The organism is Vibrio sp. SCSIO 43135 (assembly GCF_023716665.1).
Classification (GTDB): domain Bacteria; phylum Pseudomonadota; class Gammaproteobacteria; order Enterobacterales; family Vibrionaceae; genus Vibrio; species Vibrio paucivorans.
Genome location: NZ_CP071860.1, coordinates 1 through 22,080, shown reverse-complemented (window position 1 = coordinate 22,080; position 22,080 = coordinate 1). Strand labels below are relative to the sequence as shown.

19 protein-coding genes are annotated in these 22,080 nt (G+C 46.0%); 3 read left to right on the top strand and 16 right to left on the bottom strand.

Annotated elements, in window-relative coordinates:
- The first annotated feature begins 184 nt into the window (after nucleotides 1-184).
- A complete protein-coding gene (gntH, locus tag J4N42_RS14485; protein ID WP_252032849.1) occupies nucleotides 185-1,801 on the top strand; it encodes a guanitoxin biosynthesis MBL fold metallo-hydrolase GntH in 1,617 nt (538 codons plus the stop codon).
- A gap of 56 nt (nucleotides 1,802-1,857) precedes the next feature.
- The gene (locus J4N42_RS14480) at nucleotides 1,858-2,604 is read left to right on the top strand and encodes a hypothetical protein (RefSeq protein ID WP_252032846.1); all 747 of its coding nucleotides are present in this window, start codon (nucleotides 1,858-1,860) and stop codon (nucleotides 2,602-2,604) included.
- Between the two features lie 103 nt (nucleotides 2,605-2,707).
- Here the strand turns inward: J4N42_RS14480 and J4N42_RS14475 are convergent, their stop codons facing one another.
- Nucleotides 2,708-3,334: a LysE family translocator gene (locus tag J4N42_RS14475; protein WP_252032843.1), complete on the bottom strand. Its 627-nt coding sequence runs from the start codon at nucleotides 3,332-3,334 to the stop codon at nucleotides 2,708-2,710.
- Nucleotides 3,335-3,454: 120 nt separating this feature from the next.
- Here J4N42_RS14475 and J4N42_RS14470 point away from each other — a divergent pair, with 120 nt between their 5' ends.
- Nucleotides 3,455-4,384, top strand: coding sequence for a LysR family transcriptional regulator (locus J4N42_RS14470; RefSeq protein ID WP_252032841.1), 930 nt, complete (start codon nucleotides 3,455-3,457; stop codon nucleotides 4,382-4,384).
- Between the two features lie 55 nt (nucleotides 4,385-4,439).
- Here the strand turns inward: J4N42_RS14470 and J4N42_RS14465 are convergent, their stop codons facing one another.
- The 15 genes from J4N42_RS14465 to J4N42_RS14395 form a co-directional block, all read right to left on the bottom strand.
- Nucleotides 4,440-6,134: an ATP-binding SpoIIE family protein phosphatase gene (locus tag J4N42_RS14465; protein ID WP_252032838.1), complete on the bottom strand. Its 1,695-nt coding sequence runs from the start codon at nucleotides 6,132-6,134 to the stop codon at nucleotides 4,440-4,442.
- A gap of 17 nt (nucleotides 6,135-6,151) precedes the next feature.
- A complete protein-coding gene (locus J4N42_RS14460) occupies nucleotides 6,152-6,451 on the bottom strand; it encodes an STAS domain-containing protein (protein ID WP_252032835.1) in 300 nt (99 codons plus the stop codon).
- Between the two features lie 10 nt (nucleotides 6,452-6,461).
- Nucleotides 6,462-7,625: a methyl-accepting chemotaxis protein gene (locus J4N42_RS14455; protein ID WP_252032832.1), complete on the bottom strand. Its 1,164-nt coding sequence runs from the start codon at nucleotides 7,623-7,625 to the stop codon at nucleotides 6,462-6,464.
- Nucleotides 7,626-7,653: 28 nt separating this feature from the next.
- Nucleotides 7,654-8,688, bottom strand: coding sequence for a protein-glutamate methylesterase/protein-glutamine glutaminase (locus J4N42_RS14450; protein WP_252032829.1), 1,035 nt, complete (start codon nucleotides 8,686-8,688; stop codon nucleotides 7,654-7,656).
- Complete coding sequence (locus tag J4N42_RS14445) at nucleotides 8,688-9,332, bottom strand: chemotaxis protein CheD (protein WP_252032826.1); 645 nt, start codon at nucleotides 9,330-9,332, stop codon at nucleotides 8,688-8,690. Before J4N42_RS14445 ends, J4N42_RS14450 begins: the two co-directional genes overlap by 1 nt.
- Before the next feature lie 17 nt (nucleotides 9,333-9,349).
- Nucleotides 9,350-10,210 carry a CheR family methyltransferase gene (locus J4N42_RS14440; RefSeq protein ID WP_252032823.1) on the bottom strand — a complete coding sequence of 287 codons (861 nt, stop codon included), beginning with the start codon at nucleotides 10,208-10,210 and terminating at the stop codon, nucleotides 9,350-9,352.
- Entirely contained in the window at nucleotides 10,195-12,909 is a 2,715-nt protein-coding gene (gene aer2, locus J4N42_RS14435; protein WP_252034153.1) for an aerotaxis transducer Aer2, read from the bottom strand. Before aer2 ends, J4N42_RS14440 begins: the two co-directional genes overlap by 16 nt.
- A 76-nt stretch (nucleotides 12,910-12,985) precedes the next feature.
- Nucleotides 12,986-13,450 carry a chemotaxis protein CheW gene (locus J4N42_RS14430; RefSeq protein ID WP_252032820.1) on the bottom strand — a complete coding sequence of 155 codons (465 nt, stop codon included), beginning with the start codon at nucleotides 13,448-13,450 and terminating at the stop codon, nucleotides 12,986-12,988.
- A gap of 2 nt (nucleotides 13,451-13,452) precedes the next feature.
- On the bottom strand, nucleotides 13,453-14,004 hold the full coding sequence (locus tag J4N42_RS14425) for a chemotaxis protein CheW (RefSeq protein ID WP_390903571.1): 552 nt from the start codon (nucleotides 14,002-14,004) through the stop codon (nucleotides 13,453-13,455).
- Between the two features lie 3 nt (nucleotides 14,005-14,007).
- Nucleotides 14,008-16,125 carry a chemotaxis protein CheA gene (locus J4N42_RS14420; RefSeq protein WP_252032814.1) on the bottom strand — a complete coding sequence of 706 codons (2,118 nt, stop codon included), beginning with the start codon at nucleotides 16,123-16,125 and terminating at the stop codon, nucleotides 14,008-14,010.
- A gap of 48 nt (nucleotides 16,126-16,173) precedes the next feature.
- On the bottom strand, nucleotides 16,174-16,533 hold the full coding sequence (locus J4N42_RS14415) for a response regulator (protein WP_252032811.1): 360 nt from the start codon (nucleotides 16,531-16,533) through the stop codon (nucleotides 16,174-16,176).
- Between the two features lie 11 nt (nucleotides 16,534-16,544).
- Nucleotides 16,545-16,820 carry an STAS domain-containing protein gene (locus J4N42_RS14410; protein ID WP_252032809.1) on the bottom strand — a complete coding sequence of 92 codons (276 nt, stop codon included), beginning with the start codon at nucleotides 16,818-16,820 and terminating at the stop codon, nucleotides 16,545-16,547.
- Between the two features lie 311 nt (nucleotides 16,821-17,131).
- Entirely contained in the window at nucleotides 17,132-19,171 is a 2,040-nt protein-coding gene (locus J4N42_RS14405; protein WP_252032806.1) for a tRNA(Met) cytidine acetyltransferase TmcA, read from the bottom strand.
- 100 nt (nucleotides 19,172-19,271) lie between these two features.
- Complete coding sequence (locus J4N42_RS14400) at nucleotides 19,272-20,243, bottom strand: ParB/RepB/Spo0J family partition protein (protein ID WP_252032803.1); 972 nt, start codon at nucleotides 20,241-20,243, stop codon at nucleotides 19,272-19,274.
- Between the two features lie 7 nt (nucleotides 20,244-20,250).
- The gene (locus J4N42_RS14395; RefSeq protein WP_252032800.1) at nucleotides 20,251-21,468 is read right to left on the bottom strand and encodes a ParA family protein; all 1,218 of its coding nucleotides are present in this window, start codon (nucleotides 21,466-21,468) and stop codon (nucleotides 20,251-20,253) included.
- Between the last annotated feature and the right edge of the window lie 612 nt (nucleotides 21,469-22,080).

Below are 22,080 nucleotides of genomic sequence, written 5' to 3'. Positions count from 1 at the left end.
GTAAAAGAGAAAGCAGTCAAAACATAAATTAGATTTATGTTTCACCTAAAGTTACCTCTATCCATTATCTTGCTTTGCTATCCCATAATGGCTTCATCAACGGGGCAGGGGTGAATCAACAAATTCATTGCCAAAAATACAACACATGGACGTGATTTCCTTTTAACTTTGTAGGAACTCACACATGAAAAAATATAGAACTCTCACCACTCTCGCTGGCGCTATTTTGATCTCAACCAGTGCTTTCGCCAACAATCCATTTGAGCACTACCAATCGGAGAACTCTGCTAGCTTCAGTGGTTACAAACATTACAACTACGAGCAAAATGTCAGTACTGATGACCTCATGAAACAGGGAGGAAAAATCTACTCTTCTCCAGAAGAAATTCACGCCATTCTACAAGGTGGGTTAAAAACCGACATCAAAACGGGTGAAGAACTTTGGAAAGAAGGCCTAATGTTCGACGGTATTGAACCAATGGACCACATGGTCACCGCGGCCAACTGGTATCCACGTACCGAAGAGCTTCTCTACAATGAAATGCGAGTCACCTTTATGGGGACTTCTCCAATGATTCGCCCAGGGCAAGCAAACACGTCTATCTATGTTGAGCTCGGCAATGGCGACAATTTTGTCTTCGATTTAGGTGAAGCGTCAATCGCTAACTATATCGGAGCTGGTGTCGCGCTTAATGAATTAGACAAGGTATTTATCACTCACCTTCACGTCGATCACTTTGGTTCATTACCATACCTGTATCAATTTGGCGGTTGGAACGGTCGATGGGAAAAACCGTTAACTATCTATGGCCCATCAGGTCGTAACCCTGAAGACGGAACTCGCCATATGGTAGAAGGGATGCTGCAAATGCTCTCTTGGCACCAAGACGCTTTTGATGTCTTCCCATCCGGCAACGATATCGAAGTAGTCGAGTTCGATTTTAAAGATGATGGCGGCATTGTTTACGACGTTGATGGCGTCCAGGTCTCTCACTGGCGACGTTCACACGCCAAAGATGGTGCGTCTGCGTACCGCCTCGATTGGCAAATCAATGACGATGAAAACTTATGCTTCATTTGGACAGGAGACGGCCGCCCTACCGAGCTTGATATCAAATACGGCAGTGGCTGTGACCTATTCGTTACCGAAGTACAAACAGAGCTAGTTGGAATAGCATCAATCGTTCAAGGTGTTCCGGCATTCCTAACTCGATACACCATAGATACTCACCATACTTCAGGATACGCGGCGGGTTGGTTAGCCAATCAAGTTCAACCTCGCTTGTTTATGACGACTCATATGGAGTTCGACCCATACTACAACAACGAAACCGTTGCTCAGGTACGTGAGCACTGGAAAGGGCCATACCACTTTGGTGCGCCAGATATGATTGTGGCAAACATAACACCAGAAAAAGCCTGGGTTCGAGAAGGCATTATCCCTGATTTCCCGAACAACCGAGCACCTCAGTTCAATTTAAACGATGGCGAAGTATTCCGAGTACCAATGCCTAAGAACTCTCGTGCAGATATCCAAGAGCAAGAGATACGCGATCTAGAGATTGATGAATCACTGTACTACCCAGAAGGCTACCACCCTCAGTTATTGAAAGAATGGCCGCTGGATAGAGACCTAATCGTTCCAACTGAAGCACTTCCTGAAAGTATGAAGCGTGGCATGGGTGAGAAACAAAGAATGGTAGATGAAATGCGTGAAGCTCACGGCTTAGAACCACGCTCTGTCAACCGCAAACACTCAGCTGACCCTTACCGCGATACCCGCGAAGGCAACACGAAATAGAACCTCCTTGGGGTACCAGGTGGTACCCCAACTTTTTCAAATTGTAGGAACAACATATGACACGTTTTACTTTTCGCCTCTCAGTACTCTCGCTAGCACTGGTCAGTCCGTTTGCTCTTTCACACGGTAATGTCGATATCTCTAACGGATCTCAAATCGATGTATACGTCGCCAACGAAAATCACCATGGTCACAATCACTCACAGACTGAAAAAGCCTATGGTATTGAAGCAGTAGCAATGGATGAGGGTGGCTTCTTCGTTTATGTTGAAGGGGAAACCGGAGCCCACGAATTTTATCAACTAGGTGCTGGTAGATATTTTACACCTAACGAACAGTTTGGGTTATTCGCTTATGGTGCATACGCGCAGGGCGGCTACGCAGATAGCAATGAAGTGAGGGTTCGTTTCGGCCTCGACTACCAAGCTAATCATGAACTCACTTTGCATGCTCGTCTCGGTGCCGATTACGGAAATAGTAGAACAACGATTTATAAACATGATCATCACGATCACAGTGAAGATAGATCGAGTTCAGGTAGAAGTGTTCTAATGCGCGCCGACGCTGGTTTTAGCTACGAGCTAGGGCATGTTGCTGAATTTTCTTATAACTACGTAATTCAAGAGCAAACCAATCAGACAATTGTTTACGATAACAGCACGAATCTTCACTACGAAGCGCGGCTGACTTACACCGACACCCAATTGCAACCTTATGTCGAGTACCGACAAACCACCAAAGCGTTTGATCAACACCACTTTGAAGAAAGCGCGGTACAAATTGGCGTTTCATTTAATTACTAATTATTCGAGAACCCTTATAGCTACAGATCGGTTGATGTATAGATGAGTAACCTATCAACCGAACTTAGTTTTATCGATAACTTAAGAGCCAGATAATTCACGTTCAACTGACTACATTTCCCGTCACCGCAAGTGCTCCAGCAGCCACCAACAGAGCAGAGCCGCCTGCTCGATTAAGAAGCTGAGGGCACGATTGCATGAAACCAAGAAACCGACGAGCAGAAAAGGCGTAAATCATCACCCAAGTAAAATCCAGCAGCGCCATAGTCGGACACATGATCAGCATCTGCGCTAACAACGGCTGAGTCGGGTCAATGAATTGTGGGAAGAAGGCGCTAAAAAATACGATCGCTTTAGGATTGCCTGCTGCGACCAGAAAACCGCTGCAATAAAGCCGAATCGGTGAGACAGATTCACCGTTTGAATCGACCACTTGAATCGGCTTAGGGCGTTGCAGAAGCATCTTCCCCCCCATGTACAGCAAGGTGACAACACCAAACCACTTGATGGCATTAAACGCCACCTCAGAAGTCGCAATAACCACACCTAGACCAACCGCTACAATCACCATCTGAATAAAATTGGCAGAGATATCTCCCAATGCGGTGAAAACCGTTTTTCTTACTCCATATTGCATGGAGTGCACGACCCCCAGCAAAATGCTCGGCCCTGGGGTCATCGTTAAGATTAAAGATGCGGTCACAAACGCCAACCATGTTTCGATACTCATTCCATTCCTCTTGGTTTGATAGTCATTACGCCAATCACAGGCAAGGCGAGTGCCAGTTGATGAAACCAAATTCTGCTGGAATACTAGTGAATATCAAAATAACCTGAGGTTATACTTTCGATGATAGATCAACTCGATGCCATTCCATCTATTGTGCCGAAGTTGTTAGTGCAGCTGGAAAAAATGGGCAGCGTCTCACTCGCGGCAAATGCGCTCAGAGTTAGCCAACCTGCCGCCAGCAAAGCTCTGCAACGCGCAGAAGCTGTGTTGGGGCTATCGTTGGTCAATCGAGATACCCGCCCGCTGTCACTCTCTGCAGAGGGGGCGCTGATTGCTGAATACTCGAAACAGCAGCAGCATCGTGAACAAGCATTGCTTCGCCAGTTGAGGATGATTCAGAAAGGGGCAGGAGTGGTTAAGATCGCTTCATTTGGCGCTTCAGCAACTACGCATATATTACCAAGTATCATCCATAAACTGCGCCGACACGCCCCAAATATCACCATCGAGATTAGCGAGCACAGCGATGAAGATGCCCTAGCCGCAGTACGAGATGGCCGTGTGGATTTTGCTATTGTCGTCGATACCCAAGAGATCGACCTCGACATCATCCCTGTGTTCACCGACCGACTGATGGCGTTAGTCCACCAAGATGACCCTTTTGCTCAGCACTCCGTTCTCTGCGCGCAAGACATCGCTTCACGAGATTTTATCTTAACTAAAGGGGGTAGCGAGCGACTGATCAGAGAATGGTTTCACTTGGCGGGCGTCCAGCCTAATGTCAAGCATTCCGCGCTGCAACTCACATCAATCCTCGCTTTGATTCGGGCTCAGCTTGGAATAACGGTTGTGGCGGAGCTAGCCATTCCAGAATCTCACCCCAACGTAAAGGTCGTTCCACTGACACCTGAATACCCTAGACGAATCTGCCTAGCGAGACGACACGGCAGCTTTTCTTCTCACGCGGCAAAATCCACATGGCAGTACCTAGACAAAAACATGACGTTTAAGCACCTAACCAGCCCACCAACACAAAGTAGATTCAAGTAAAAAGCGGCTCGAATAAGAGCCGCTCAGTTAAGTTAGTTAATACTTACAAACCGTATCACGCAGAGCTTGGAAAGTGATGTTTAGCCCCAAAACTGTAGACGGCGGATACTCGTTTGCCCTCTTTAGAATAGGTTAAGGAGTCACATAGCTCAGACGCTAGCACGATACCGCGTCCATGAGTTTGGTCTGAGTTCGCCATATTAAGCTTGTGGTAATCGAACCCTTCTCCGTTATGTTCAAGCTCCATTGTCAAACGCTTTGCGTCAGGCTCGTAGTTGAGATCTAATTTAACCCAGGCGTCATTCGTCAACTCCTTCAGACGCTCTTCACGCAATTGATAGAATTCGAAGAATCCATCTGGGTCTTCTTTTAACGAAGACTTAAGGTGTAATAAGCCATGCTCAATCGCATTAGCAAACAGCTCGGACAGCACAGAACACACTAAATCCAGATGCTGACCTCCATTAAGCGTGCCCGACAGATACTGGCGAACTTCACTCATCACACTGACTTCCTTAAGTATCGGCGCGGGGAAGTTGAGTGTCGTCTGCATCGGTACACTACTGAAGTAAGTGTCTTCAGAAGGCTTAGTCGCATCGTTACCATTAATAATTGGAAACGTCATCGACAGTATCGATAGATCATCGCCCGCTTTCATGTTCGAAAACTGTCTCACTGCATCATAGATAGTAGGAATATGCGTCTGGCCAGTTTTGAACACCTCTTCCAAGCGCTCTTGGCCAAACTGCTCACCTCGCTCGTTCATGGCTTCGATAATGCCGTCGGTATAGCAAAGAATTTGCTGATCCGGCTCAAGCTTAAAATGAACAATGTCGTTTTCAAATTCATGGGAGTCCAATACCCCAAGCGGCATATGGTTCGATACCATACGCTTAATGATATTCCCCTCTTTATCCAATAAGTAACTGTCTGGCAAGCCGCCACCCCACCAAGAGACTTCGAAGCCGTTCGCTCTTATCTCGAACACGCTTGCGGCTAGCATCATGCCAAGTGGCAAAAACTTACACAATGAATCGTTGATCTCGTGGACAATCTCGCCCAGCGACAACCCCTTAGCCGCCATACTGAAAAACGCCCGAGTCGCAGGTATCGCCGAAATCGCCGCAGGTAAACCATGCCCGGTTGCGTCCGCGACCATCACGTATGCCCCACCGTGAGGGCGGTTGGCAACCACAATCAAGTCACCATTAAAGACTGTTGAAGGGGTGGAAATGTAGTTAACACCATAGATGTGGCTGACTTGCGAGCTCATTTCCTCCATCAAGTTGGTAAAAATTGACTCAGAAATCGAGTAGTCATACTGAACTTGTTCATGGAAATGGCTCAATTCATCTCTTTGCTGGATCACCTCTTTATGCATTCTCACAATGCGGTAGTGCGCTTGCACTTTCGACACCAGAATACTGCGTTCAACAGGCTTTAAAATGAAATCATCCCCCAGCGACAAACAACGTTCAAAGGAGTCGTGATCATCTAATACTGTTAAAAAGATGATAGGGATATGGTGGTTAGGGAACGCTTCGCGAATTTCTGTCGCTGTAGTGAAACCGTCTTTTATCGGCATCATGACATCGAGTAAAATGACGTCGGGTAAATGCTCCATTCCTTGCATGGCTTCCACCACGCCTTCCCCATTTTCAAACGTGTCGATATGCTCAACCAAATGTGAAAGCATGAAGCGGCAGAGCTCTCGATTGGTGGCATGATCGTCGACTATCATTACTCGCATGATCGGCTCCTTAACCTTTACTCTATTTGGAATTTTTTATCGAATCGGGAGATCAATAAAATCTTCTTCACTTGCGGTAAGGTGTTGGTAATGGTGACCGAGCCATCAGGCTGGCCTAGGTAGTTCTGCATATTGAGCAACATCCCTAACCCTGCACTATCGATGTAATCAACTTTTCGTAGATCGATGGTAAAACGGTAATCCCGTTTATCGGTGTAACTGCGCCTAAACTCTTGCACAAGGTTAAAGCCAAATGCCCCTTCAATTGCAACAGTTACGTGCTTTGCTCCTGAATCTATTTGTGTTTCTACGCTCATAACACTCTCCTCAGAACAGTTCGACTTCACCTTCGTCGATACTCGATTGGTTGGCTGCTGGCCCGCTACGATTTTTTGAGCGCCCCAGAATATCTTGTAGTTTTTCGATCAATTCATCACTCGGCAATGCCTCTCGGCTGTGTTCTTCAAGTGCGTCGGCTACTTCCATTAAGTAACCAATTGACAATCTTGCATAATCACCTTGCTGGACGACGATATCGGCAAATTGAAGCGCTCGAATGCCATCCCCGACGTGAACATGAAGCTGATCCCCCAGCGAACGGATTTTCTGCACTTCTTGCTCAATCTCGATATTGACTTGATGCACACCACTCAGCATATGGTCGACTTGCTCTTTAGACTCGATCGCAGAGGTCATATCAATTGACGCCATCTCACCGACGGTGTCGTTAGCTTCTTTGACCGTCTGCTGCGCCACATTGATCTCACGTTCAATTTCCGAGTTAAGCTCCGCAGCTTTTAGCGATAGGTTCCTGACCTCTTGGGCAACCACAGCAAACCCTCGCCCTGCTTCACCAGCACGTGCAGCCTCAATGGCAGCATTCAGAGCCAATAAATTGGTTTGTTCAGACAAACCTTTTACTTGGTCGAGTAGCCTAAAGACAGAATCCAGTTTGTCCGACATGTCGTGAATACTGTGCACCGCAGAAATACTCTTTTCCGAAATATTGACCAGGGTGTTTACGAATTCAGAAATAATCCTTTCAACTTTAGGCAGCACCGAGGTTAGGTCGTATTCGCTGTCTTTGTTGGCGAGTAGGCCATCCACTAAGTTAGTGGAAATAGCGCTTTGGTCTTCCCCTACTTTTTGCAGGCTAAAAAAGCTGTTGTTGAGGGTTTCAACCGATTCCTCAATAATTTGATGCTGTTTATCTAGTGGGTCTGAAACGCCCGGCAGCGCTTCTTTCATCACGCTATGAACTTGGTCTATTTGCGTACTTTTTGAGGTTGTTTGTGTGAAAGACGACGCGGCATTTTCTGGCTCACTAGTCGGCTTACGATAAGACATCACAAACCAAGGTATCGCAGCAACCAAAACCATCACTACCAAATGAGAAATAGAGGGTAAGAAGTACATTCCATACGCAAGCAAAAGCACCTGAGCTGCCAGCGCGATAGTCCGTTTGGTTTTGGGTGTCATTGTTGTTGTCATAAGCCAGTCCCTGACGTAATTCTTTTAATTATTGATATACAAAGTGACAAATCAGCTGAGGGATCTTCTTTAAATCCGCTATTTTGTGCGCCGCACCGACTTCAACCGCAACTCTAGGCATCCCCCAAACCACCGACGATTTTTCATCTTGTGCGATAGTCATAGCTCCACGCTCTCGCATCTTCAGCATGCCTTGCGCGCCATCTTGCCCCATTCCGGTAAGTATCACTCCAACAGCCTTTTCGCCCACTGTTTCCGCTACCGCATCAAACATCACATCAACAGATGGTTTGTGTCGATTGACCGGAGGCCGATCATCCAATTGGCAATACAAGTGTTTACCCCGGCGAACAACCACCATGTGCTTATCTCCTGGAGCTAAATAGGCGCACCCGTTAACCAATGGCGCTTTTGAAGCGGTCAGCTCTTTGACTTCAATGGCGCTGGCTGCGTTCAAACGCTCAGCAAAGGAGGCAGTAAACATAGCGCTAATATGTTGTGTGATGATGACTGGGGGTAAACCACTTGGCAGAGCAGAAAGCACATTTTTCACCGCTTCCGTGCCACCAGTAGAAGCACCAATGGCAATAATTTCAAAGTCCGTTGGTTTGTGGCTCGGTGCAATAGGAGCAAAATCATCAACGGGGTGGCTTTGCACATTCGCGCCCGCTGCCATTTTGATTTTGTTGTTCACTTCATCTTTGTAATTCACCATTTCGGCGGTGTTTTCGACCGCAGGTTTTGGAAAGTAATCCACTGCACCCAGCTCAAGCGCGGCTAATGTCGGTTCCGCACCGTGCTGAGTTAAGGTCGAAATCATCACCACAGGCATAGGGCGTAAACGCATCAAATTCTTAAGAAACTGCACGCCATTCATTTTCGGCATTTCAATGTCTAGGGTGAGGACATCTGGGTTGTGTTTTTTAATAAGCTCCCTTGCTTCAAATGGGTTCTCTGCCGCCGCCACCACTTCCAGCATGGGATCAGAATTAATCAGCTGTGAAAGAAGCGCTCGAAATACAGGAGAGTCATCTACGACCAGAACTTTAATTTTTTTATTCATTAAAACAGCTCCACATCATCGTCATGCGAACGGTGGCTCTCTTTATCCAATTGAGAGGCATATTGTTCTTCTTGGTGTTTCACTTGATGTACTTCGGTAAATGGAATTCTTTTCAACCACGCTTTACCCGACAGCGGATCAAACATGACTTTACGAGGCTCAAGCCCGCCAAGATCCAAGGCATCGACGGTGAGGTTTTCTTGCTTCACGTAGTTAAGAATAAATTCGATGTTCTTTTCTCCGATCATCGAATGCTTACCCAACATTTGTGCGCCACCAAATAACTTGGTGTGAAGGCACTCTCGATGCGCACCCAACCCAATCAGTTCGTTAATCAACATTTCCATCGCATGACTGCCGTAGCGAGAAGCTGTTGTCACCGCGTCGCTAGGATGCCAATGACGCAATTGATCTTTACTGTCAAACGGTAGCAGAAAGTGGTTCATTCCCCCGACATGCGCTTCAGGATCCCAAACACACGCAGCAATACAAGATCCTAATCCGGTACAAATCACTTCCTTGGTATTGGTGCAATACACCCCACCTGGCATGACCTTCACCATATGGTGCTGATGCTTGCGGTGAAAGAATCGGCTTATGTGCGTATTGTCTGAGTCTGATCTTGGGGTATGTAACGCCATCATATTGATTGCCTATATCATTATTGTTTTACGTAAATGGTTTGCCCAAGGTGGTGAAATAGTTCGCTACAAGCCCCTACACTTTCAGAATGGCCGATAAACAAAATGCCATTAGGCTTTAATGCCTGATGAAACCGCTTCAATAGCGCTTCCTGAGTGGGCTTATCAAAATAGATCATCACATTTCGACAAGAAATAAGATCAAACTTAGGCTTAGTGGGCCACGAATCCAAAAGATTGAGTCGCGAAAAATGAACGTATTTCTGCAACCCTTTCGCTATTTTGATCTTTCCTTCTTGCTGCTGTTTACCTTTAACAAAACAAGGTTTGAGATACTTGCTCGGAATACTCTCAACGCTGTCTGCGCTGTAGATCCCTGCTTTTGCGTGCGCCAACACTTTTGTGTCTAGGTCAGTGGCGCGAATACTGACCTCATCAAACATCTCCATCGCCCCAGAAACATACAGCGATGAAATAAGGCTATAGGGCTCCTGACCTGTTGAACAACCTGCCGACCATATATTGATCGAATCTCGCTTATTGGTTTGCCATTCATTGAGCATCACTTTTTCTAAAAACTCGAAATGGTGGTACTCACGAAAAAATTCAGTTTTGTTGGTAGTGAGTGAATTGATGAACAGGATGCGTTCCTGTTCATCGGTTTCAATTAACATTCGATAGTCGGCAAAACGTTGCAATCCACGCTGCCTCATCTGCCGACTCAATCGCCCGTAAACCATGGCTCTTTTACGGTCGGAAAGATAGATTCCGACCGTTTTATGTAAGAACCACTGGATGAACTTGAAGTCCTTTTCTGTTAACTCGAACTCGTTATCTTGCAAAGTAAAGTCACTTTCCGAACGAGTTAGAACTCTTCCCATTCGTCGCCATCCTCATTCAAATCAATACCTGAGTTCGCTACTTTGTTGGTGCGGATCTCGCTGATGTTGCTAGGCTTTGGCGCTCTGGCCGGCGTTTTCTTGCTCTCGAAAGTGGCAACATTGCTGTCGGTGCTAAAGAAGTTCATGAGATGCAGCAGCTCTTTACCTTCATCTTTGAGCGATTGGCTCGCTGCTGATGTTTCTTCCACCAAGGATGCATTTTGTTGTGTCATCTCATCCATAGTGGAGATAGCACGGTTGATTTCATCGATACCGGTAGACTGCTCAATACTCGACGATGCAATTTGAGCAATGAGCTCGGTCACTCGCGCCACCGCATCGACAATTTCATTCAGCGTTTCACCAGATTCGTCTACCAGACGTGAGCCTTCATCGACTTTTTCAACGCTATCGTTGATAAGACCTTTAATCTCTTTAGCCGCCGCCGCACTGCGCTGTGCTAGGTTACGGACTTCTCCCGCCACAACCGCAAAACCACGTCCTTGCTCACCGGCTCTCGCCGCCTCAACGGCTGCGTTCAGTGCCAGTAGGTTAGTTTGGAATGCAATCTCATCAATCACGCCGATGATGTCAGCAATCTTCTTACTCGCACTGTTGATTTCAGACATCGCCGATACTGCTTGACCTACCACAGAACCGCCTTTGCTGGCTTTCTTCGCCGCATCGTCAGCCAATTCGTTAGCGCCTTTCGCATTATCAGCATTCTGACGAACCGTTGCGGTCATCTCTTCCATACTTGCGGCAGTCTCTTCCAAGTTAGATGCCTGTGCTTCAACACGTTGGCTAAGATCGTTGTTACCTTCTGCAATTTCGGTAGATGCCGTCGCCACTCTCGCCGATGAGGTGGTGATCTTATCAACCATGTTACGTAGATTAAGAATTGAGGTGTTGACCGCTTCAGCTAAGCGGCCAAACTCGCCTTGGTACTCATCCGACATATTGGAATTAAGGTCACCATCAGCCACATTACTCATAACATCGATACATTGCCCTAGCGGGTCGACAAGCGTATCGAGTAAGCTGTTAATCCCATCACCCAACTCTTTCATAAAGCCGCTGTACACCGTGGTATCAATACGTTCATCAAGCTCACCATTGATGGCTTTTTGAATCAAAGACTCCACTTGGCGCTGACCATCTTGTTGCTCGGTAATATCAACCCACTGCAATGCAGGCCCTATGTATTCGCCTGCTGAGTCGCGCATCGCAATACACGTTAAATTGAATTCCAGCCCACCTACGGCAATATTTGATGAGAACGGCAAACGGTCTGGATTATTAATAATGTTGCGCTGGTGGCCTGGGTTTTTATGGAAGACATCGATGTTCTTGCCCACTAAGTTATCGGCATCAAAGCCTGGCAGGACACGTTGTAAATCGCTTTCGCGGCTCTTAAGCAGTGTGGCAAGCGATGGGTTCAGATACTGAATGATGCCGTCTTTATCAGCCATCATAAGGTTAGTCGTCATGCCGTTAACTGCCGAAGCTAGGCGACCGATCTCTTGCTCTTTGGCACGCTCTTCCGTCACATCGCGCCACTCGAGAGTGTTACCAATATAGTGGCCCGCCGCATCTTTGATGGCAGCGACGTTTAGCTCGATCTTCAAATCAGCAATGGTAATGTCTGTTTTGTATGGGAGGTTGTTTGGATCAGATAACAGTTGTCGCTGGTGAGCAGGGTTGCGGTGGAACTCATCGATACAGCGCCCCATTAACCACTCTTCGGAGGCGGTGAAACCACTCCAAACGGTACGAAGCGTTGCTTCATGTTTGCCAAACAACGCTATAGTTTCGTGGTTGGCGTAGGTGATATTAAAGTCACGGTCAATCATCACCATCGCCGTTTGTGCTTGGTCGACGGCCGCTTGAAGGCGAGCAACATCGTCTTCTTGCTCACGTGCTGCGGTTACATCTGCCCATTCTAGGGTATTACCGATGTAGTTGCCTTGTAGATCTAAAATTGCTGCAACGTTCAGCTCGATCTTAATGTCTGCGACTTGGATATCGGTTTTGAATGGTAGGTTGCTAGGGTCGGACAATAACTGACGTTGATGAGCCGGATTTTTGTGGAACTCATCGATACAACGCCCCATCAACCACTCTTCGGATGCCGTGAAACCACTCCACACAGTGCGGAACTTGGCTTCATGCTTACTAAATAACACTAAAGTTTCTTGGTTGGCATAGGTGATATTAAAATCACGGTCAATCATCACCATTGCAGTTTGCGCTTGGTCGACCGCCGCTTGTAGTCGAGCAACATCGTGATCTTTCGCTAACTTGCTGGTGATGTCATCCCACTCTAGTGTGTTACCGACATAGTCTCCATTGTTATCAATAATAGCGCCAACATTAAGTTCTATCTTAACGCCCTTGACATCGATAACGGTGGTATACGGCAGATTATTCGGAGTAGAAAGAAGCTGTCTTTGATGTGCAGGATTAGCATGGAACCCGTCAATACAGTAGCCCATGAGGCACTCTTCATCGGCTTTGAAGCCAGGCCATACAGATTGGAATAATGTTTCGTGCGTTCGCAGCAGGTCTATCGACTTCTGGTTCACGTAGGTGATTTTAAAATCCCTATCGATCATCATCAGCGCGGTTTGCGCTCCGTTTAATGCCGAGAGCAACTGCTCTTTAGAAATACCAGACTCTTCCTCTTCGTATTCCGTCATTAATGTGTCTTGTGAGGTAGCGACAAACTGCGACGACGCTGCTTCCTTTCTGTTCCAAAATCCCATGAGTCACCTCTTAAATTAACGCTTCTTCTACTGACGTTTTATTTAGCTCATCTACATCAAACAGAGCCTCTAAGTTAATTAGAATCAAATGGCCACTCGCCACAGAGGCGATCCCTTTGATATAGCTATCGTCCACAGTGACAGAGATATCAGGGGCGGGTTTGATCTCATCTGGCGACAAGTCATACACTTCCGACACTCCATCAACAATAATTCCAAGTGGATGCTTTTCTTCGTCGTTAAGGACAATCACCACCGTAGTGGCATTGATTTGCGCTGGCGCTAAGTTAAAGCGCATTCTCAAGTCGACGATAGGTACATACTCTCCACGAATCTCTAACACCCCCTTCATGTAATCTGGGGAGTTAGGCACTACTCTCACATCGCTCCAGCCGCGTACTTCACGTACATCTAAAATAGGAACGGCATACTCTTCTTTTTCCAGTACAAAACTTAAAAATTCTTGCTTAACCATGCTCACCCCACCTTGAGAATCTTATCGATATTGAGCAGCTCTTCGGTATCAAAAAGAGACATCACTTGGTCGCCTACATTAAGAAGTCCTTGTAAATAGCCACTAACAGCTGAGTCTCCTATCGCAGGGTAGAGTTCACTGCTACCTTGACCGACAACATCACTCACAGCATCCACCACCAAGCCCATTAAGCGTTCACTTTCTTCAACGTAACTGCGCAGCACTAACACTACTGTGGTCGGTAAGTAGTCGTTGCTGCCAATCCCGAAACGCAAACGCAGATCGACCACAGGCACAACCATGCCACGCAAGTTGATCACGCCCTTTACGTAATCAGGAGAGCGGGGAATAGGCGTCGGCCTTTCCCACACGCGGATTTCTTCAACATCTTTGATCTCTACGCCATACAGCTCGTTGGCCAAACAGAAACTTAAAAAATCGGCATTTTCATTAGCATCTTCTGAAGTGCTGGCTAAGCCTTGCGCAGTGGAAGCCGGAGGAGCAACGCTCTCGCTGGCTACATCATTTTGAGTGGTTTGACTTTCCATATTCACTCCCTAAGCTGCGATGCCTTTGCCCGAATCAGTATTCTTACGCAAATAACCAGTGATGAGCCCCTGAACATCTAAGATCAACGAAACAGAGCCGTCTCCTAAGATGGTTGCGCCAGAGATCCCCAGAACTTTGCTGTAATTTGACTCAAGGCTTTTAATCACGACTTGTTGTTGATCGAGCAGTTCATCTAGCAACAAACCAACACGCGTTCCTGCCGCTTCTACAAAGCACAAAATTCGATTATTGAGTGAGCCGCTTTCTCCCATTTCAAGCTCTTCTTGTAGACGAAGAATTGGGATGTTTTCTTCACGGAGGCGGTAAAGCTCCGTGCCTCCAGAGGCATACTTAATACACTCTGGGTCGATTTGAATGGATTCGATAATGGTGAGAAGTGGAATGATGTACACCTCACCCGCGACTTTCACCAACTGGCCATCCAGAATCGCTAGCGTCAGCGGTAGGCTAATCGTAAAGTGGCTGCCCTCACCCAGTTTGGAGTCCACTTCAATATGTCCCCCCAACTCTTCGATATTTCGTTTAACGACATCCATACCGACGCCACGGCCTGAAATATCAGACACTTCATCCGCCGTCGAAAAGCCCGGGGCAAAAATCAGGTTAATGACTTGCTTGTCAGTCATTTCTTCGCGCTTAGCATCTGCGGGAAGTACATTTTTCTCTAGGGCTTTATGCCAAAGTTTGTCGCAATCAATGCCAGCACCGTCATCTTTGATTTCAATAACAATCGAACCACCTTGATGGTAAGCATTCAGCGCAATGACACCCATTTCAGGTTTTCCCGCTTCTAATCGCTCTTGGGGAATTTCAATGCCATGGTCAATCCCGTTTCTTACCAAGTGAACCAATGGATCGACTATTCGTTCTAGAACGGTTTTATCCAGTTCGGTATTTTCACCTTGGATTTGAAGGTCTACTTGCTTATCAAGTCGGCTGGACAGATCACGTACTAGCCTTGGGAAACGGCTGAATGCAAAACTCATTGGCAGCATACGAATATTGAGTACGTTCTCTTGCAAATCGCGGCTGTTCTGTAGAAGTTGATCGAGCCCCGCTTTGAGCTTTTCGAGTTTATCTATGGTGAAGTCATTGCCAATCTCATTGAGCATGGATTGAGTGATCACCAACTCACCCACCAAATTGATCAGGCTATCGACTTTGTCGATATCAACACGGATCGAACTGACACTGGATTCCGGCTTGTTGCTTTTTGCGACCGCTTTATTTGAGTCGGTGGCGGTTGGTGCAGGCGCAGATACCGCTGGTGGAGTTTGCTCAGCTTGAGGCTCAGCAGAAATAGGGGCTTGATCTGCAACTTCCTCTAATGGCTGTTCATTTACTGCTTCAGCTTGTTCCACTGGCGCAGAATCAAGTAGCACAGATTCAATTGATAAATCACATTCATCTTCAACCCACTCGAACACTTCGACAATATCGTGCTTGGTGACGTCACCACTCAGAGTCATTTTCCAGCTCAGATAGCACAACTCTGATTCCATCTCCCCTACTTCGGGCAGTTTGTCTAGGTTCGCTTCAATCACACACGCTTCATCAAGCTCTACAATTTCACGCAGAATTCTTAACGGGTCATTACCGCTGAAAAACATCTCTTGATGGGGGGTGAATGTGACTTTCCATTCAGAAGAGGCAGAGGCGCTATCAAAACCTGGTAAGTCTTCGCAGGCGACATCACTTGATGGGATATCTTCCTGCTCGTCACCTAATAGGCCTTGAAGCTGAAGGCTAACTGTCTGTTTAAGGTCTTCATCAACGTCAGTGCCACTTTCATGGCCAGCCAACATACTCGCGATGCAATCGCCACTTTTAAGAAGTATGTCAACGCTTTCTTTGGTGAGGGTTTTCTCGTCGTTACGAACCAAATCGAGGTAAGCCTCGACGGAATGGGTGAATTCACTAATATCGAAAAGATTAAAGGTTGCGGCTCCTCCTTTAATTGAGTGAGCCGCACGAAAGATAGTGTTGATGGTTTCTTTTTCAACACTGTTCGGGTCTATGTTAAGTAATACATCTTCGAGCACTTCAAGATTTTCACGACACTCTTCGTAAAACATCTTACGAAGTTGCTCCATATCTAAAGCCATACTCTTCCCTGCCGTTTGACGTTGTTATTATTTTCTTATTGGCCGTTTTTAGATAACACGCTTCAGCGTTTTAAGAAGCGTCTCTGGATTAAACGGCTTAACCAACCACCCTGTTGCGCCTGCCGATTTCCCCTCTTGTTTCTTCTCTGTGCTGGTTTCCGTTGTCAGCATCAAGATAGGGATAAATTTATATTGAGGCTTACCACGAATAGCCCTAACCAAGTCAAAACCGCCCATGATCGGCATATTAACGTCCGATATCACAACATCGAATTTGGTGACCTGAGCCTTTTTCAGCGCATCACTGCCATCATTCGCAGTTTCAACTTCGTAGCCAGCATCTTTGAGCGTATGACTGACCATCTGACGAATAGAGATCGAATCGTCTACGGCTAAAATCTTTGTCATATTTAGTTTCCTTACTCTTCCCTGTGGGGTTCAAACACGTGTTGTAATGCAAGTAGGCCGATACCTTCTTGCAAAACGTCTGAAGCGCTATTGAGGGTAATGTCTAAATTGGTGTTGCGAGCACTGACAAACAGTGACGCTAAAAGCTGCAAACCGGCAGCGTCCACGCGGCCAACTTGAGAGGCATCGATATTCAAAGGTGAAGGTTGTTTAAGCCATTCTTCGTATTGAACCTTTGCATCCATTACGGTAGAAATTTCTAGTGACTCACCTAGCAAGCAGTCCATACTATTACCCAATTCATTGTTGTTATTAGTAAATTGTCTTAATTAGTATTTTTGTGATCTGACGTCATTTTTGAGTTTAGAAAGGATTAGCAAATACGCAAATACAAGTAGAGGTTTCCCCCTACGACAACAAAGGGTTAAACTCTATTCACGCTGTATTTTCTTTATCTTTTAATGACTTAAGATAGGAATCGAGATACACAAAAAAGTCCTACATTTTTATTAGAAATAAATAGGACTTTTTCATGATTTTGTACTATGGGAGTTGGTTCACTAACGAACTTTACACTGTAAATTGTAACTGGCACAGTTCAGAGAGAAGTGGGTTTACAGTGTAAATTCTGCACGATTTCAGCTAAGTCTTGCTTTAGCCTTTGTTCACATTGCTTGCGACCAATCAACTCGAACTCGCCAACACAGCTAGCCCAAGTTTTTTGTTGTAGCACTTTAGCGATAATCAAATCACTAACAGGTGAAAGCTTCGTCTTATCAAGTGACAACAGTAACTGTTTTATCAGAAAGGCAACACTCTCATAGCTTGCACCACCTTTTACATACTGCGTGATAAGGGACATCGACAAGGTAAATTCAGGAGTCAGCTTTCGTGAAGCTAGCAACGCCTTCACCATCGGTGGTTCCATTTGGTTGAGTGAATCAGTGAACTGGTAATCTAGGCTAGCGCTAAATAACAGATGCGCTTGTTGCTGCCATTGTTGCTGAGGTTCGGAAACCATTATCACCGAATAGCTTCCACTCGCTTGGTCACGGCTCGATCCTACTTTCACCGCAACAAACCCGTTATTAGACCAAAATGAAAGCAAATCAGGCGTCGCCCCAAAACTGGTACTGAGGAAACTCGCGCTACTTTGTTCAGCAAGACTTGTCAGCATCATGCTGCCGATCCCTCGCTGTTGAAGCTGTGGGTGAACCGCAATACGCATAATACGTAGGCTGGTTTGAGTGGCTGCTTGCGTGATACCAAGATGATTGGCAATACCCGCAGAAACTAATTGTCCTTTCGGACGACGCAAGCCAAGCTGAATATCCTTCACCAATTCGTCGTCTAAGCCCCCTTCCTCAACAACGAGCATGCACCCCACACAAGCCTCATGACAGTACGCGGCATAAACAGAAATGGCATCATCCTGCAGAGCTAGAAACAAATCATTGGGAGAGGTTTGATAATGCGCATTCACCAATAGCGCAAAGTATTGGCCAAACTTTTGCGGGTCTTCGACCAAATCCGTTTTATCTAATTTGACCAGCTTAGTCATGCCTGTGTCGAGCTGTTCCACGTCCAATACAGGAAGTTCAGCATCTAGGAGAAATGTTTGATAATGCCAGCTCTCTAGCGGGTCGCCGCCTTGCCAGCGGATAGGCTGCTCTATGTGGCAAGTCTGCATACCAGGGCGCTGCTCTTTCAGCCACTCGATAAACTTCAAACTAAAACCACGCCCAGAGCCCTCATAGCCATGTATTGTGCTGGAAAACACACAACGGTGATACCTAGCAACCATCGCTTGCAACATAGGCAGAGGAATCGCTGCAGCTTCATCAACCAACAGCGCATCACACTCAATCTTCTCACGCAATAACTCATCTGGCGCGATAAATCTTAGCGTCGAGTTAGCGTAGCGAACTGTTCCTTTTTCTATCACAGCTTGCGGTAAGCCCAGCTCGGCATGTTGCAAAACAGGTGTTATAGAAGATGCGTGAGGAGCGGTAACAACAATATTAATATCCCGTTTTTGCATCAGCTGCGCAGCTGCGATACCCAGAGCACTGCTCTTTCCTCTTCCGCGATCTGCGGTCATAACCAGAGGACGTTTGCGGTGCCCTTCTACTACACGGCAGATCTTCTCTATTGCGAGTTGCTGCTGCTCATAAGGTTGATGGCCGACTGCTTTGCTCTCTACCCGAACAGGCATACTGGGAATGCTAGAGCCGGAAGCCTCTAACTGGATAAGCTGATGTAATCCCTTGTCCAACCAAGCTCGCGCATGCTCATTTAGCTGGTTTTCTTTACCTATAACCAGTAACAACCCACCACCTACTAAGGTACCTAATGCAGCGCTAAAGCTATTAGCATCAAAGCCGGTTGATAAATCGCACACCAACAACTGACATTCGTCACCAAGTAACCTCTGGCCTTTGTTGTACGCCACGTGTCTCAACTTAGAATCAGCTTGGCCACCAACTTGAAAGCAGACAGGTTCATCGTACTGGGAAAAAATCGTATCGATAACTTGCGTGCAATCTTCGTAATTGCCAGACAATGCAATGCCATAGCGATGACGCTGTTTTTTTGCCTGTAGAATCAATTGGGTCAGGAAATGCGTAAGAGTAGCCATACAAGAAGAAGCATCAGTTGGAATAACGCCATCTTATCATAAGAGACAAAAAAAGCCGCTTTGCGCGGCTTTTGTCGATAAGAACAAGGAAACGCTGGGACTAGCCGAGCTTCTTCTCAATAAAGTTTAGGATGTCTTGCATGGTTTCATCATCCACTTTTTTAAGATTGAGCGCCAAGTTAGCGCCTTTACGAGTGTAACTTGCGCGGCCTTTTACTAGGTCTACTTTATTGTTGATGGCTTTTTTAGGAGGTGAAAGTTCTAGAATCCAATTTTCAATCGTTTCCGATACTTCCTTGGTTAAACGTGCAACACCTTGAGCTTGACTGCGCTGCCATACAAAGCCTTCGTTAGAAGCACACATTTCCAGTAATTTCACTTGGTGCTCAGACGATAACTCGCTGTATTGCTTATGCAGCTTAACGATTGTCGGACGACCTAAGTCACCCACATTAGGGTAAGCTTGTAGCAACTCTAGAGGCAATGACGCAGCTTTAAGTGCACCACTAACTAACGCTTCACTGCACTGGAAAATTTTTGCTAACGCTTTTTGGTCTTCCGCTTCACCGCTTTCCAGCTTAGCTTGCATTTCTTTGCCCTTTTCATACAAAGACAAGGGCTTGTGCGCGTTGGCTACGTCGGAGAGGAACTTAGCATGTTCTGAGTTAATGTCTTCGGCAACATAGATAAGAAACTCTTTCTCGGCCAGAATACAAGACATACGACGACGGCTACCATCTAGCACTTCAATTTTGCCGTCTTTGCCCTTACGCCCTACTGCTGGGTACTGCTGGCCACGCTCACGTAATGTGGTCAGGACATCAGACAGTGCGTGCTCATTCAAAAATGACTGTTCACGAGCATTATCAGCAAACACAACGGTTTTCGTCGCGACTTCATTTGCCGGAATACGTACTAACTCGAAAGACACCATGTCTTCACCCGCCACAGACAACTCAATTACTTGAGCCTGTTCTTTAGCAGCGGTTTGCGCTTCTTGAGGAGTAGTCGCACGGCGCTTATTGGCTTTGCCAAATAGTTTTGCGTTGAGATCAGATGTTTTAATTGCCATTTTCTACTTACCCCTGATTGAGTGAAGACCAGTTACTGTGAAGCACTCGTTCCAGCTCAAGTGCACTTTTTTGTACCGCGTCTTGTGCGGTCGCTAATGTTTTCTTGCCACCTTCAAAGTCACTTACTGTTAGGTCAAATACGGTGCTGTACGTATCCGCACACGTTTCAAATGCGCGACTGCGTGGAATCGTCGCCATCATCACTTGGTCGCCTAATAAGTAGTTCATTTCGGTGAGAACAGAAACCTGCTTCTTGTTGTCGTCTTCAAACATAGTCGGCATCAGGCGAACAAACTCTAAGCCTTTCCAGTCTTCAGGGAACATCTCATACACCGTTGGCAGGTGTTGGAAGAAGTTTACGGTTGAAGCCCAGTCTAGACGCTTAGCGGCACAAGGGATGAGTAACGCGTTTGAAGCGTACATTGCATTCCAAACCAGAGGGTCAACGTGAGGGCCAGTATCGATCATAATGATGTCGAACTCATCAGAAATCTTGTCGATGAGCTTTTCTTTTAATAGCTTAACAATATCCAAAGACTGGTTTTGCGAAAGATGCTGCCAAGCCTCTGCGTTAAACATAGCGTCTTCAGGGAACGCCGACACCGTTTTCAGGTTGGGATACTGCGTTGGTAGTAATACGTTCTTGTTCAAGAACTCTTTATCAACTTCTACCCCCTCTGGCACGTTATCAAGCATAACATCCACTGCAGAGTAAATATTCTCGTGCTCAGAAATACTGATTTGTGGGTTTAAGAACAAACGTAGTGACCCTTGAGGGTCTAAGTCGATAAGACAAATACGGTAACGCTTATCTAAATTTAGTGCTAAACAAGCCGCTAAGTGCACAGCAGTCATCGACTTACCAGTGCCACCCTTTTGGTTCTGTACGTTGATGATCCACGGTTTATTGTCGCCATTTTTCTTGCGCTGGTGGAATTTATCGACACCAGCTGCATCCATCAGCATGTGTGCTTCTTGAAGCGAAATGGAGTAATGATTGGCGTTGTTCTTAGTAAACTGATGCCCAGCTTCTTCAAGCTTGTTGATAGCATCATCTAACTTACGGCGTGTTAATCCAGAACGCGTTTCCATCAATGCTTTAGACATTGGAGGGAAATGCTCGTCACTGCGCTCTTCCAAAACAATTTCAATACGGTCAGCTTGTACTTGCTGCGTTTGTTCAGCGAGCTGGTAGAGATTTTCTATCGTTTGTTCTCTTTTCATTGCCAAATTCCGTTATTAGGGTCTAACGACAGATTGTACAGCAATATCAAAGCAAAACAATAAAAAGGTGAACAAACACTTTTAGATAGCTATCACATTAAATACAAAATTAACCTGGTATTTAATGATTGCTGACAAAAGTGCTACTAAAAAACCCGTCTAAAGAAGCAAAACTTAGCCTCAATAACACCCCTACTTTTAAAATGTTACAGCGTTACTTATTTACATTGTAAACCCAAAAGAGCGAAATAACTTACGGAACGATTATAAACAGCTTGCAAATTACGGGAGGTGTCATTTCAATTCTGTCTCGCCTAAATAACGCGCGAATTAGTGATGGCAAAAACTACGATTCATAGCTTAGTGAACCAACTCCTAATACAACGGAACAATGATCAAGGTAGCTATCATGATCATTGTTCCGTGTGAATATGCCAATATAGGAACGATGATCAAGAGTAACTAGGGCTATATTACAAACAAACATCCTCTAGGCGTAAATGATCTTTTTCTGGATCAATGATCAAGAAACAGAAAACCTCGGAAGCATGTAAATTGAACGCTGAATTACGGAAGAGTGCAGATAGAATGGGGCTTGAGCATAAAACCTTA

Bases quoted from the DNA above. Each gene is read 5' to 3' on its own strand.
- gntH (WP_252032849.1), top strand. From the start codon at position 185: ATGAAAAAATATAGAACTCTCACCACTCTCGCTGGCGCTATTTTGATC.
- J4N42_RS14480 (WP_252032846.1), top strand. From the start codon at position 1,858: ATGACACGTTTTACTTTTCGCCTCTCAGTACTCTCGCTAGCACTGGTC.
- J4N42_RS14475 (WP_252032843.1), bottom strand. From the start codon at position 3,334: ATGAGTATCGAAACATGGTTGGCGTTTGTGACCGCATCTTTAATCTTA.
- J4N42_RS14470 (WP_252032841.1), top strand. From the start codon at position 3,455: ATGATAGATCAACTCGATGCCATTCCATCTATTGTGCCGAAGTTGTTA.
- J4N42_RS14465 (WP_252032838.1), bottom strand. From the start codon at position 6,134: ATGCGAGTAATGATAGTCGACGATCATGCCACCAATCGAGAGCTCTGC.
- J4N42_RS14460 (WP_252032835.1), bottom strand. From the start codon at position 6,451: ATGAGCGTAGAAACACAAATAGATTCAGGAGCAAAGCACGTAACTGTT.
- J4N42_RS14455 (WP_252032832.1), bottom strand. From the start codon at position 7,625: ATGACAACAACAATGACACCCAAAACCAAACGGACTATCGCGCTGGCA.
- J4N42_RS14450 (WP_252032829.1), bottom strand. From the start codon at position 8,688: ATGAATAAAAAAATTAAAGTTCTGGTCGTAGATGACTCTCCTGTATTT.
- J4N42_RS14445 (WP_252032826.1), bottom strand. From the start codon at position 9,332: ATGATGGCGTTACATACCCCAAGATCAGACTCAGACAATACGCACATA.
- J4N42_RS14440 (WP_252032823.1), bottom strand. From the start codon at position 10,210: ATGGGAAGAGTTCTAACTCGTTCGGAAAGTGACTTTACTTTGCAAGAT.
- aer2 (WP_252034153.1), bottom strand. From the start codon at position 12,909: ATGACGGAATACGAAGAGGAAGAGTCTGGTATTTCTAAAGAGCAGTTG.
- J4N42_RS14430 (WP_252032820.1), bottom strand. From the start codon at position 13,450: ATGGTTAAGCAAGAATTTTTAAGTTTTGTACTGGAAAAAGAAGAGTAT.
- J4N42_RS14420 (WP_252032814.1), bottom strand. From the start codon at position 16,125: ATGGCTTTAGATATGGAGCAACTTCGTAAGATGTTTTACGAAGAGTGT.
- J4N42_RS14415 (WP_252032811.1), bottom strand. From the start codon at position 16,533: ATGACAAAGATTTTAGCCGTAGACGATTCGATCTCTATTCGTCAGATG.
- J4N42_RS14410 (WP_252032809.1), bottom strand. From the start codon at position 16,820: ATGGACTGCTTGCTAGGTGAGTCACTAGAAATTTCTACCGTAATGGAT.
- J4N42_RS14405 (WP_252032806.1), bottom strand. From the start codon at position 19,171: ATGGCTACTCTTACGCATTTCCTGACCCAATTGATTCTACAGGCAAAA.
- J4N42_RS14400 (WP_252032803.1), bottom strand. From the start codon at position 20,243: ATGGCAATTAAAACATCTGATCTCAACGCAAAACTATTTGGCAAAGCC.
- J4N42_RS14395 (WP_252032800.1), bottom strand. From the start codon at position 21,468: ATGAAAAGAGAACAAACGATAGAAAATCTCTACCAGCTCGCTGAACAA.